The organism is Ruegeria sp. AH3, from assembly GCF_056536265.1.
Genome location: NZ_JBQFJL010000002.1, coordinates 90,172 through 102,493, shown reverse-complemented (window position 1 = coordinate 102,493; position 12,322 = coordinate 90,172). Strand labels below are relative to the sequence as shown.

10 protein-coding genes are annotated in these 12,322 nt (G+C 58.6%); 9 read left to right on the top strand and 1 reads right to left on the bottom strand.

Annotation, left to right across the window (positions count from 1 at the left end; genetic code table 11):
* Nucleotides 1-113 precede the first annotated feature (113 nt).
* The 9 genes from glyA (at nt 114) to ACR3EM_RS18020 (ending at nt 11,167) form a co-directional block, all read left to right on the top strand.
* Nucleotides 114-1,367 carry a serine hydroxymethyltransferase gene (gene glyA / locus ACR3EM_RS18060; RefSeq protein WP_480472024.1) on the top strand — a complete coding sequence of 418 codons (1,254 nt, stop codon included), beginning with the start codon at nt 114-116 and terminating at the stop codon, nt 1,365-1,367.
* Between the two features lie 11 nt (nt 1,368-1,378).
* A complete protein-coding gene (lpdA, locus tag ACR3EM_RS18055) occupies nt 1,379-2,758 on the top strand; it encodes a dihydrolipoyl dehydrogenase (RefSeq protein ID WP_480472023.1) in 1,380 nt (459 codons plus the stop codon).
* A gap of 14 nt (nt 2,759-2,772) precedes the next feature.
* The gene (lipA, locus tag ACR3EM_RS18050) at nt 2,773-3,717 is read left to right on the top strand and encodes a lipoyl synthase (protein WP_480472022.1); all 945 of its coding nucleotides are present in this window, start codon (nt 2,773-2,775) and stop codon (nt 3,715-3,717) included.
* Nucleotides 3,718-3,742: 25 nt separating this feature from the next.
* Nucleotides 3,743-5,116 (top strand): alanine/glycine:cation symporter family protein, encoded by a 1,374-nt coding sequence (locus ACR3EM_RS18045; protein ID WP_480472021.1) that lies wholly within the window; start codon nt 3,743-3,745, stop codon nt 5,114-5,116.
* Between the two features lie 78 nt (nt 5,117-5,194).
* Nucleotides 5,195-5,617 (top strand): universal stress protein, encoded by a 423-nt coding sequence (locus tag ACR3EM_RS18040; protein ID WP_480472020.1) that lies wholly within the window; start codon nt 5,195-5,197, stop codon nt 5,615-5,617.
* A gap of 16 nt (nt 5,618-5,633) precedes the next feature.
* Nucleotides 5,634-6,728 carry a glycine cleavage system aminomethyltransferase GcvT gene (gene gcvT / locus ACR3EM_RS18035; protein WP_480472019.1) on the top strand — a complete coding sequence of 365 codons (1,095 nt, stop codon included), beginning with the start codon at nt 5,634-5,636 and terminating at the stop codon, nt 6,726-6,728.
* Nucleotides 6,729-6,745: 17 nt separating this feature from the next.
* Nucleotides 6,746-7,111 (top strand): glycine cleavage system protein GcvH, encoded by a 366-nt coding sequence (gene gcvH, locus ACR3EM_RS18030; protein WP_480471648.1) that lies wholly within the window; start codon nt 6,746-6,748, stop codon nt 7,109-7,111.
* A gap of 111 nt (nt 7,112-7,222) precedes the next feature.
* Nucleotides 7,223-10,078 (top strand): aminomethyl-transferring glycine dehydrogenase, encoded by a 2,856-nt coding sequence (gcvP, locus tag ACR3EM_RS18025; RefSeq protein ID WP_480471649.1) that lies wholly within the window; start codon nt 7,223-7,225, stop codon nt 10,076-10,078.
* Nucleotides 10,079-10,174: 96 nt separating this feature from the next.
* Complete coding sequence (locus ACR3EM_RS18020; RefSeq protein WP_480472018.1) at nt 10,175-11,167, top strand: helix-turn-helix domain-containing protein; 993 nt, start codon at nt 10,175-10,177, stop codon at nt 11,165-11,167.
* A gap of 178 nt (nt 11,168-11,345) precedes the next feature.
* Here the strand turns inward: ACR3EM_RS18020 and ACR3EM_RS18015 are convergent, their stop codons facing one another.
* Complete coding sequence (locus ACR3EM_RS18015) at nt 11,346-12,218, bottom strand: LysR family transcriptional regulator (protein ID WP_480472017.1); 873 nt, start codon at nt 12,216-12,218, stop codon at nt 11,346-11,348.
* Nucleotides 12,219-12,322 lie beyond the last annotated feature (104 nt).

Here is a 12,322-nt window from a genome sequence, read left to right as displayed (position 1 = left end):
TCCCCGCACTCACACAACTTCACAAAAATGAGATTAATGTTGCCATAAGAGATAAAAATCCACTATAGGAAACAAAATTTCGTACTTGGGATTCGGGATTGCTGGAGGAGACCATGTTTACAAAATCGATCAAAGATGCCGATCCGGTCATTGCTGCGTCAATTGCGCGTGAAGGCAAACGTCAGGCAGAGCAGATTGAGCTGATTGCGTCGGAAAACATCGTTTCGCAGGCTGTCATCGACGCACAAGGCTCTGTTCTGACAAACAAATATGCCGAAGGTTACCCCGGTCGCCGTTATTATGGCGGGTGCGAATATGTGGATGAAGTGGAAAGCGAAGCGATCGATCGCCTCAAGAAACTTTTCGGGTGCGAATATGCAAATGTTCAGCCGCATTCGGGCGCGCAAGCCAACGGCGCGGTGAAGCTGGCGCTGCTTAGCCCCGGAGACACGATCCTTGGCATGTCGCTGGATGCCGGCGGTCACCTGACCCATGGTGCAAAGCCCGCGCAATCAGGCAAGTGGTTTCGTCCGGTACAGTACGGTCTGACCGATGCAGGTCTGATCGACTACAATCAGGTTGCAGAGCTGGCCCGGGCTGAGAAACCCAAACTGATCATCGCCGGGGCATCGGCCTATTCTCAGAAAATCGATTTTGCCAAATTCCGCGAAATTGCTGATGAGGTCGGGGCGTGGCTGCTGGCCGATATGGCGCATATCGCTGGGTTGGTAGCCACGGGTCTGCACCCCTCGCCGATTGGACACGCTCATGTGGTTACTTCTACCACGCACAAGACTCTGCGTGGCCCGCGCGGCGGCATCATTCTGACCAATGATGAAGCGCTGGCGAAGAAGATCAATTCGGCAGTTTTCCCCGGCTTGCAAGGCGGCCCTCTGATGCATGTGATCGCGGGCAAGGCAGTTGCCTTTGGCGAGGCTCTGAAGCCGGAATTCAAGGAATACATGCAGCGCGTCGTCGACAGTGCGTCCGCGTTGGCTAACGTGATGATGGCACGTGGTTGCGACATCGTTTCGGGTGGCACCGAGAACCACTTGATGCTGGTTGATCTGCGCCCCATCGGTGTGACGGGCAAGGACGCCGAGGCCGCGTTGGAACGCGCCGGGTTCACCTGCAACAAGAACAGCGTTCCCGGCGATCCTGAGAAGCCGACCATCACCAGTGGTATCCGTCTGGGCACCGCTGCCGGATGCAGCCGCGGCTTTGGACCGGAAGAGTTCAAGCAGATTGGCCACCTGATTGGAGATGTGTTGGACGCACTGGCACAATCCCCAGGCGGAGATGAAGCTGTCGAAAAAGAAACCCGCGAGAAGGTTCACGCCCTCTGTGCAAACCACCCGATCTACTGAAAGAAGACCAGATGACTTACGATCTTATCGTCATCGGCGGCGGCCCGGGCGGCTATGTTGCAGCCATTCGCGCGGCTCAGTTGGGCTTGAAGGTGGCCTGCGTCGAAGGGCGCGGGGCACTGGGTGGAACCTGTCTGAATGTGGGGTGCATCCCCTCCAAAGCGTTGCTGACCTCTTCGGCCAAATATGCCGAACTTGCACATCTCTCCTCCCACGGTATTGCGGTCGAGGGGGCCAGCATTGATGTATCCGCGATGATGGGGCGCAAGGACAAGATCGTCGGCGATCTGACCAATGGCATCGCGTTCCTGTTCAAGAAAAACGGCATTGATCTGATCGAGGGCTGGGCCAGCATTCCGGCGGTCGGGCAGGTCAAGGTGGGGGATGACGTCCATGAGGCAAAGAATATACTGATCGCCACCGGTTCCGAACCCACCTCGCTGCCGGGGATCGAGATTGACGAGCAGGACGTCCTCAGCTCAACCGGCGCGATTGCGCTGGACGTTGTGCCCGAGCATCTGGTGGTGATCGGTGCTGGTGTGATCGGGCTGGAACTGGGGCAGGTCTGGGCCCGTCTGGGCGCCAAAGTGACGGTTGTTGAATATCTGGACCGTGTGCTGCCGGGCATCGATGGCGAAATTGCCAAGCTGGCGCAGCGCGCCCTGTCCAAACGCGGGCTGAAGTTCCAGCTGGGCCGTGCTCTGAAATCGGTCGAGAAAACGGATGCGGGCCTGGCCCTGACCGTGGATCGTGTAGGCAAGGACAAAGAAGAAGTGATCGAGGCCGATAAAGTCCTGATCGCAGTTGGTCGTCGGCCGGTGACCCGGGGTCTTGGTCTTGCGGACCTTGGTGTTGCGGTAGACGCGCGCGGGTTTATCGAGGTTGATGATGCCTTTCAGACATCGGTGCCGGGTGTTTATGCCATCGGCGATTGTGTTCCGGGCCCGATGCTGGCGCACAAGGCTGAAGAGGACGGTGTTGCTTGTGTCGAGATGCTGGCAGGGCAGGGCGGTCACGTGGATTACAACACTGTGCCCGGCGTCGTGTACACCGATCCTGAGGTTGCTTCTGTCGGATTGACCGAGGAGGCGCTTAAAGAGGCCGGAGCCGAGTATTTGGTGGGCAAGTTTGCCTTCATGGCCAACTCTCGCGCGCGTTCTACCGGAGAAACCGATGGGGCGGTCAAGGTTTTGGCTGACCCGAACGGCAAAATCCTGGGCGCTCATATCTGCGGTGCACATGGCGGTGATCTGATTGCCGAACTAGTTCTGGCCATGACCAAGGGCGCAACCGTGTCCGAAGTAGCCGCAACCTGTCACGCACATCCGGCCATGGGAGAGGCGGTGAAAGAAGCCTGCCTCGACGCCATGGGCCGCGCGATCCACGCGTAAGGGGGAATAGCCAGATGACCGTCCAGCTTCGTCCTCGCCACCCGGAAAAAGCCAAGAAGGCAGACAGTGTAATCCCGCGCAAGCCTAAGTGGATTCGCAAGAAAAAGGGCGACAGCGCAGAATACTATGAAACCCGACGCCTGATGCGCGAGCATGATCTGGCAACGGTCTGTGAAGAGGCCGCGTGCCCGAACATCGGTGAATGCTGGTCCAAACGCCATGCCACGATGATGATCATGGGCGAGATCTGTACGCGTGGTTGTTCCTTCTGCAATGTAGCCACCGGTCGGCCAGATAAGTTGGATGTATTCGAACCGGGCCGAGTTGCTGCCGCCGTCAAGAAGCTGGGTCTTCGCCATGTGGTGATCACGTCAGTTGACCGGGATGATCTGGAAGATGGCGGCGCCGAGCATATCGCGCAAACCATCCGCGCCGTGCGCCATCAAAATCCGGGAACCACAGTCGAAGTTCTGACACCGGATTTTCTGGGAAAAGGATGCGCCTCAGATATTGTATTTGAAGCGGCACCGGATGTCTTCAACCACAATCTGGAAACTGTACCGCATCTCTATCCGACGGTGCGCCCGGGTGCTCGCTATTACACGTCGCTCCGCTTGCTCGACGATGCAAAGCGCACCAATCCCGAGATTTTCACGAAATCGGGCCTGATGGTTGGTTTGGGCGAAAGCTTGAACGACGTGCGGCAAGTCATGGACGACCTGCGTGCTGCCAATGTCGATTTTCTGACCGTCGGCCAGTACCTGCAACCCACCACGAAACATCATCCGATCGACCGGTTCTGGTCACCGGAAGAATTTGCCCAACTGGAACAGATCGCGCGTTCCAAGGGCTTCTTGCACGTGTCGGCGACTCCGCTGACCCGTTCGTCGTTCCACGCGGACGAAGATTTTGTCGCCCTAAAGCAAGCCCGCCAACGGGCTTTGGCGAACTGGGCATAACTCTAACGCATATGGGAGGAAATCCATGGAAGCGTTAAACTCAATCGTAGGGGCCATCAATGGCGTCGTATGGGGGCCGCTGATGTTGGTTCTCATTCTTGGCGTCGGCTTCTTCCTGCAGGTCGGCCTGAAATTCATGCCGATCCTGCGCGTCGGCACAGGTTTCAGCCTGCTGTTCAAAGGCCGTGAAGGACAGGGCGAAGGGCAAATCAGCCCGTTCAACGCGCTGATGACCTCGCTGTCGGCGACCATCGGTACGGGTAATATCGCCGGTGTGGCCACTGCTGTCTTCCTGGGCGGTCCGGGCGCCTTGTTCTGGATGTGGATGACCGCCCTGGTGGGCATGGCCACCAAATATGCCGAAGCCGTCTGCGCGGTTAAGTATCGCGAAAAGGACGAGCTTGGTAACTATGTCGGCGGCCCGATGTACTACATCAAGAACGGTCTGGGCGCGAAATGGGCCTGGCTGGGCGTTGCTTTCGCTCTGTTCGGCGCGATCGCTGCCTTCGGCATCGGCAACGGCGTACAGGCCAACGGTGTGGCGCAGGTACTGGAAGCCAACTTTGGCCTCAACACCTCGGTCACCGGTGTCGTGCTGATGGTCCTCACCGCAGCCGTGATTCTGGGTGGTATCACCCGCATCGGTGCGGTTGCCGGTAAGCTGGTTCCCTTCATGGCGGTCGCTTATATAATCGCCGGTCTGCTGGTTCTGCTGATTAACATCGGCAATATCGGTTCCGCCCTGTCGCTGGTCTTTACCTACGCCTTCACCCCATCGGCCGCCGAAGGTGGTTTCGCGGGCGCAGCCGTCTGGGCCGCCATCCGCTTCGGTGTGGCACGTGGTGTCTTCTCGAACGAAGCCGGTTTGGGTTCGGCACCGATTGCGCACGCCGCCGCCGAGACCAAAGGTCCGGTAAACCAAGGCCTGATCGCTATGCTGGGTACGTTCATCGACACCATCATCGTCTGCTCGATCACCGGTCTGGCAATCATCGCTTCGGGTGCGTGGACATCGGGTGAATCCGGTGCGGCGCTGACCAGCCACGCGTTCGAACTGTCGCTGCCGGGTATCGGTGGGTATCTGATCGCCATCGCTCTGTCGATCTTTGCCTTCACCACCATCCTGGGCTGGTCGTTCTACGGCGAGAAATGTGTGGAGTTCCTGCTGGGTGTGAAATCCCTGATGCCCTACCGCGTCCTGTGGATCGTCATGATCTACTTCGGCGCAACTGCAGATCTGGGCTTCATCTGGCTGCTGGCGGATACGCTGAACGCCATGATGGCCATTCCGAACCTGATCGCCCTCGCATTGCTGAGCCCAATCGTCTTCAAACTGACGAAAGAGTTCTTCGCCTCGGGCGGCAAATCCGAAGAGCCGGGCGCAACGGCTGCCGAGTAATCTCGGGTCTAAAGAATGCGGAGGGCCATCTCGGCCCTCCGGTTTGAAACCGAATTCCCTATCTCGAGGAGAGACGTGATGGCCACGAAAATCCTGCTGCCTATTGATCATACCGACGACCGTTCGTGGAAGAATGCCCTGCCTCTCGCACTGGAACAGGCGAAATTCTACGGGGCCGAGCTGCACGCGGTTGCCGTCATCCCTGAGATCATCCAGCTGCCGAACCTGCCCGCCAACTATGGTGCTGGCGCAAAAGAGCACGTGCGCAATGCGGTTCAGGCCATTCTGGATCATGGCGATGCCTCTGACGTAACAATCCAAGTCGAAGAAGGCAGCGTATACCGCGAAATCCTGAAGCTCGCCTACAAGGACGGCTTTGACCTGATCGTCATGGCGTCGACCAAAGGTGATTTCCCGAACTATGAGATTGGCCCGAACCTCGCCCGTGTCGTGCGCAACGCGCATTGCACCGTTACGGTCGTTCGTGACCAGTCCCGCTGATTGAAAGGCGCTAGTTATGACAGAGATTAAGCGCACTCCTTTGTACTCGTTACATGTTGAGTTGGGAGGTAAGTTGGTTGATTTTGCTGGTTGGGAGATGCCTGTTCAGTATCCCTTGGGGATAATGGGTGAGCATAAGCAGTGTCGTGAGAAGGCGGCGTTGTTTGATGTGAGCCATATGGGTCAGGTTATTCTGCGGGGCGAGAATGTGGGTGAGAAGCTGGAAGCTTTGTGCCCGCAGGCCTATGCGACGCTGAAGGAAGGCAAGGCGCGGTACGGGTTCTTTACGAACGAAGACGGCGGGATCATGGACGATTTGATCGTGTCGAATGCGGGGGATCACTACTTTGTGGTGGTGAACGCGGCGCTGCGGCATCAGGATATTCCGCATATGCAGGCCAATCTGGACGGCGTTGAGGTGACTGAGATCTTCGATCGTGCGCTGGTGGCGGTTCAGGGCCCCAAGGCCGAAGATGTGGTGGGCGCGCTTTGCCCTGCCGCGCGGGATCTGAAGTTCATGGAAACCACCGTGGCGGATATCTTGGGTGTCGAATGCCGCATCTCGCGGCTGGGCTACACCGGTGAGGATGGCTATGAGATCTCGATCCCCGAGGACAAGGCCATCGAGATCAGCAAGGCCTTTCTGGCGCATGAGGATTGCGAAGCGGCCGGTCTGGGCGCGCGCGACAGCCTGCGGCTCGAGGCGGGTCTGTGCCTCTATGGCAATGACATCGATCAGAGCACCTCGCCGGTCGAGGCGAGCCTCGGTTGGGCGATGCAAAAGCGCCGCAAGGAAGAGGGCGGCTTCCCGGGGGCCGACCGGGTGCAAAAGGAACTGGCCGAAGGCCCCGCCAAAAAGCTGGTCGGTATCAAACCGACAGGCCGCGCACCGGCGCGTCAGGGCGTTGAGATCCAGTGCGCCGAGGGCAATACCATTGGCCAGATCACCTCGGGCGTGTTTGGCCCCACGGTGGGCGGACCGGTGGCGATGGGTTATGTGAGCAAAGGCCATGGCGAGCCGGGTGAGGCGGTGAACCTGATCATCCGGGGCAAGCCGCAACCGGCCGAGATCGTTGCGCTGCCCTTCGTCACCCAGAATTACAAGCGTTGAAGTCAGGAGAGAGACATATGGCAACCTATTATTCCGAAGAGCACGAATGGCTGACCGTTGACGGTGACACGGCCACTTTGGGCATCACCAAACATGCGGCGGAACAGCTGGGCGATGTGGTCTTCGTCGAGCAGCAGGAAGTTGGCGACGAGTTCGAGAAAGATGGTGAGATCGGCGTGATTGAATCCGTCAAGGCGGCATCCGAGCTCTATGCCCCGGTCGATGGTGAGATCGTCGAGGTGAACGAGGCGCTGGCCGACACCCCGGGCGCGCTGAACGAGGACCCCGAGGGCGAGGCCTGGATCTACAAGATCAAGATCACAGACGCGTCGCAGCTCGAAGATTTGATGGACGAAGCTGGCTACAAGGCCTTCATCGGATAAACCCAAATGGCGGGTCCAGTCACGGATCCGCCCTTCATCTGGCTAAAAATATCTCCGCCGAAGGCTCCCGCAGTCTCCGCCGGGTCTGACCTATCCTTGAGGAGCGCACACATGGCCTTCAAACTGACCGATTACGAAGCCTATGACTTCGCCAACCGTCGCCATATCGGGCCCAGCCCGACCGAGATGCGCGACATGCTCAAGGTGATCGGCTTCAAGACGCTGGACGAGCTGATCGACGCCACCGTTCCACCCGCAATCCGGCAGAAAGAGCCGCTGGACTGGGGCCCGGCGATGACCGAGCGCGATGCTCTGTTCCACATGAAAGAGGTGGCGAGCAAGAACAAGGTTCTGACCTCGCTGATCGGTCAGGGGTATTACGGCACCACGACGCCGGCGCCGATCCTGCGCAACATTCTGGAAAACCCGGCCTGGTACACCGCCTACACGCCCTATCAGCCCGAGATCAGCCAGGGCCGGCTTGAGGCGCTGTTGAACTTCCAGACCATGGTCAGCGACCTGACCGGGCTGGATGTGGCCAACGCCTCGCTGCTGGACGAAGCCACAGCTGCGGCCGAAGCGATGGCCATGGCCAAGCGCGGCGGCCGGTCCAAGGCCAACAACGCAGCCTTCTTCGTCGACAAGAACTGCCACCCGCAGACCATCGCGGTCATTAAAACCCGCGCCGAGCCTCTGGGCATCGAGGTTCAGGTCGCCGATCCGGACACGCTGGATGCAGGCGCGGTCTTTGGTGCGATCTTCCAGTATCCCGGCACCCACGGCCATGTGCGCGACTTCACATCGGAAATCGCCGCCCTGCATGAACACAAGGCCATCGCGATTGTCGCCGCCGATATCCTGTCGCTGGCGCTGCTGAAGTCGCCCGGCGAGATGGGCGCGGATATTGCCATCGGCTCGACCCAGCGCTTTGGCGTTCCGATGGGCTATGGCGGCCCGCACGCCGCGTATATGGCAACCACTGACAAGCTGAAGCGCTCGATGCCGGGCCGGATCATCGGCGTCAGCATCGACAGCCGGGGCAACAAGGCCTACCGCCTGGCCCTGCAGACCCGCGAGCAGCACATTCGCCGCGAAAAGGCGAACTCGAACGTCTGCACCGCGCAGGCGCTGCTGGCAGTGATTGCTTCGATGTATGCCGTGTATCACGGCCCCGACGGCATCAAGGCCATCGCGCAGTCGGTGCACCGCAAGACCTCGCGCATGGCCGCTGGTCTGGAAGAGGCGGGCTTTGCCGTTGAGCCGGAAGTGTTCTTCGACACCATCACGGTTGAGGTCGGCCATCTGCAGAACGTCGTCATGGAAGCCGCCGTGGCCCGCGGCGTCAACCTGCGCAAGGTTGGCGAGACCAAAGTGGGCATCAGCCTGGATGAACAGACCCGGCCGGAGACCATCGAGGCGGTCTGGGGTGCCTTCGGCATCGACCGCAAGGATGACAGCTCGAACGTGGCTTACCGCCTGCCGGAACATGCGCTGCGCGAAAGCGCCTACCTGACCCACGAGATCTTCCACAAGAACCGGGCCGAGGCCGAGATCACGCGGTATATGCGCCGTCTGGCCGACCGCGACCTGGCGCTGGACCGGGCGATGATCCCGCTGGGGTCCTGCACCATGAAGCTGAACGCCACGATCGAGATGATCCCGGTCACCTGGCCCGAGTTCGGCAACCTGCACCCGTTCTGCCCCGAAGATCAGGCGCAGGGCTATCACGAGATGATCGACGATCTGAACGACAAGCTGTGCCAGATCACCGGCTATGACGCGATCAGCCAGCAGCCCAACTCGGGAGCGCAGGGCGAATATGCGGGCCTGCTGACCATCCGCAACTATCACTTCGCCCGCGGCGAAGGGCATCGCAATGTCTGCCTGATCCCAACCTCGGCCCATGGCACCAACCCGGCCTCGGCGCAGATGGTGGGCTGGCAGGTTGTGCCGGTGCAGGCGGATGACAAGGGCAACATCGATGTCGCAGACTTCCGCGCCAAGGCTGAGAAGCACAGCGATCATCTGGCCGCCTGCATGATCACCTACCCTTCGACCCATGGCGTGTTCGAGACCACCGTGCAGGAGGTCTGCCAGATCACCCATGATCACGGCGGTCAGGTCTATATCGACGGGGCCAACATGAACGCCATGGTCGGTCTGGCGCGTCCGGGCGATGTGGGCGGTGACGTCAGCCACCTGAACCTGCACAAGACCTTCTGCATCCCGCATGGCGGCGGCGGCCCCGGCATGGGTCCGATCGGCGTCAAGGCGCATCTGGAAGAGCATCTGCCCGGCCATCCGGAATACGGCACTGCCGTGGGTCCGGTCTCGGCGGCACCCTTTGGCTCGCCTTCGATCCTGCCGGTCAGCTGGGCCTATGTGCTGCTGATGGGTGGCGCGGGTCTGACGCAGGCGACCAAGGTGGCGATCCTGAACGCCAACTACATCGCTGCGCGTCTGCAGGATGCCTATCCGATCCTGTATACCTCGGAAACGGGTCGCGTAGCGCATGAATGCATCCTCGACACCCGTCCGCTGGACGCCGAGGCGCATGTGACCGTGGATGACGTGGCCAAACGCCTGGTTGATTCAGGTTTCCACGCCCCGACTATGTCCTGGCCCGTGGCCGGCACCCTGATGGTCGAGCCCACGGAATCGGAACCCAAGGACGAGCTGGACCGCTTCTGCGACGCCATGCTCTCGATCCGCTCCGAGGCGCAGGACATCATCGACGGCAAGATCGACGCGGAGAACAACCCGCTGAAAAACGCCCCCCACACGGTGCGCGATCTGGTCGGCGACTGGGACCGCCCCTACACCCGCGAACAGGCCTGCTTCCCTCCGGGCTCGATGGGCGTCGACAAATACTGGTCCCCCGTCAACCGCGTCGACAACGCTTACGGCGACAGAAACCTCATCTGCACATGCCCCCCCATGTCAGAATACGAAGAAGCCGCAGAATAATACAACAAAACCCCGCCAAAATCGGCGGGGGTCATTTCCAAAACCAGAGGCAGCCCCGTGAAAGAGGCTGCCTCCATCAAGACCGACGGAGAAATCATGAAACACTACGTCGTAAGAAAGGACTACACAGGACGAGCCAAGACGGCAGGTATATCGCGGGAGCGTGTTCAGCATATCGATGTCATTCTGCGCAGCCATGCCGACAAGGCTTCAGCCGAAACAGTTCTGGAATTCTACCGCGCGCTAAACAAGCTGGTGGAAAATCACACTTATGTCGTCACCTTGCGCGTCCAGGCCGAAGATTCGGTTGGTGGGCCACTCTATTGGGCCGGGCGCATGGCGATCTTCTGGGGCGATTTCGACAATATCTGGAAACCGGTGGGGACGGAAAAGTCGTGGGTTTCGCAGGCCTTGAACCTATCGCCAAGATCTCTTCTCGTCGGAGGTGCGGTTATGCTTCTGACCCAGTCTGGCGGAACGGACCGATCAGTTGCTGCCATTCATCAGAGTTTTGAAGCCGCAGCGTTGGAGAGCGGGCTGAGAAATTGTGGCAACGCGACGCATATCTCGGCGGATGGGCGCACACATAGCGCCAATACGCGCCTGAGCGCATTGCGTCTTCTGGCAGAATTCGTGTCGATGGATCATGGCGAGTATCTGGCGGATACCCTGCGCCGGTATATCGGGCTTGTCGAACCAAACCGGAAATCCGAGAGCCAGGTCGCAAACCGGTTGATACGCCGCGCGCAAGGGGACAAGCTGGTCACGCTTGTAGTGGAAAAGATGTTGGACAACATTGAGGACCCGTTGAGCATCTCCGAGCTTTCAGGTTTGGTGGGTACATCCGTTCGTCAGCTTCAAAGACGGTTTCTTTGTAAAACGGGCGCCAAGCTGTTGGAGACTTATAAAGAGCTTCGGTTGGAACGGGCTTGTAGTCTGCTGAAATACACAGAATTGCCGGATATCGAAATTGCATCTGCAACGGGATTTTCATCGCGGGCAGCGATGTCGCGGGCGTTCTTCAAGCACTATAAGTCTCGGCCAGAGAGCGTCAGAAATCGGCGTTTTATTGGCAGCATGCGGGCTTGACGGCGATTAGCCTTTTGGACCCTCACACTTCAAAGAACCCAAGCCAGGAGCGTACAAAGAAACCTGTTCGGGCTTTTCAACGCTAAACGGAACCGATCTCTCCAAGTTGCCAAGGTGACTGGTAATGGAGGGTTGAAGTTTGGGCGATGATCAGGTTGAGAAGGGCGAGGTATAGGGGCTAATTGTTGAGGAATTCGACAAATCTCCGCGCAAGGCTTTGACGCCGCGAGGTGCCAGTCCAAACGGCTTGAATTGTGAGTTTTGGTAAAGACCATTCTGGCAGTATGCGTTGTAACCGACCGGTCGAAAGTTCTTCTGAGATCAAACTTACCGGAAGATTTCCAAAGCCTACACCTGCCAGCGTTCCAGCTTTGGCTGCTAAAATGCTTTGGACGCTGAGTTGGCTGACATTCAGCGTTATTTCCTGCACATCTTGCTTGCGTGTCAGTGAAAACACATCACCCACTGGTCCCATCGACACAAAGGGAAGCGGCTCAAGATCTTTGGGGACAGCAACAGGGCCATGGCGCAGGAGGAATTCGGGTGTGGCGACCAGCATATGCTGAACAGACCCGATCTTTTTTCGGGTCATGCTGGAATCCGGCAAGTCACCAATCCGTATGGCCAGATCATAGCGCTCTTCGACGAGGTCTTTGATCTGGTCAGAATAATCCAGCGTCAGCGCAACGTTTGGATGGCGAGCAACAAATTCCATTACTTTGGATTCGAGCGCGGGATCGGGAACAAATGCTGGCAAAGCAATTCGCAACGCGCCTGCGACATGATCGGAACCGGTTTCAATCTGTTCCAGGGCCAGTTCGATGCAGTCCAACCCCTGTTTCGCAGCTTCGAACAGGTTTCGCCCATTCTCCGATAGAGTCAGTTTCCGTGTTGTGCGATGAACCAGGACTTCTCCAAGTTCGTCTTCAAGTCGCGCGATATGATGGCTGATGACAGATGGCGCGACACCTAACCGCTTTGCGGCCTTAACGAATGCGCCTGTTTCTCCGACAGCGACAAATGCAATAAGGCTTTGGGCGTAACGATACATCCATTCAATGTATCGAGGAGTGCAGCCAGATAAAACGGGTTTCTCTATTAAAGCGAGTTTCAAGCTGACTGTCTTAACTCAACTCCGATATCTGAGAATACCTA

Coding starts and splice junctions, on each gene's coding strand:
- lipA (WP_480472022.1), top strand. CDS start 2,773: ATGACCGTCCAGCTTCGTCCTCGCCACCCGGAAAAAGCCAAGAAGGCA.
- lpdA (WP_480472023.1), top strand. CDS start 1,379: ATGACTTACGATCTTATCGTCATCGGCGGCGGCCCGGGCGGCTATGTT.
- ACR3EM_RS18040 (WP_480472020.1), top strand. CDS start 5,195: ATGGCCACGAAAATCCTGCTGCCTATTGATCATACCGACGACCGTTCG.
- gcvP (WP_480471649.1), top strand. CDS start 7,223: ATGGCCTTCAAACTGACCGATTACGAAGCCTATGACTTCGCCAACCGT.
- gcvH (WP_480471648.1), top strand. CDS start 6,746: ATGGCAACCTATTATTCCGAAGAGCACGAATGGCTGACCGTTGACGGT.
- ACR3EM_RS18015 (WP_480472017.1), bottom strand. CDS start 12,218: ATGTATCGTTACGCCCAAAGCCTTATTGCATTTGTCGCTGTCGGAGAA.
- gcvT (WP_480472019.1), top strand. CDS start 5,634: ATGACAGAGATTAAGCGCACTCCTTTGTACTCGTTACATGTTGAGTTG.
- ACR3EM_RS18020 (WP_480472018.1), top strand. CDS start 10,175: ATGAAACACTACGTCGTAAGAAAGGACTACACAGGACGAGCCAAGACG.
- ACR3EM_RS18045 (WP_480472021.1), top strand. CDS start 3,743: ATGGAAGCGTTAAACTCAATCGTAGGGGCCATCAATGGCGTCGTATGG.
- glyA (WP_480472024.1), top strand. CDS start 114: ATGTTTACAAAATCGATCAAAGATGCCGATCCGGTCATTGCTGCGTCA.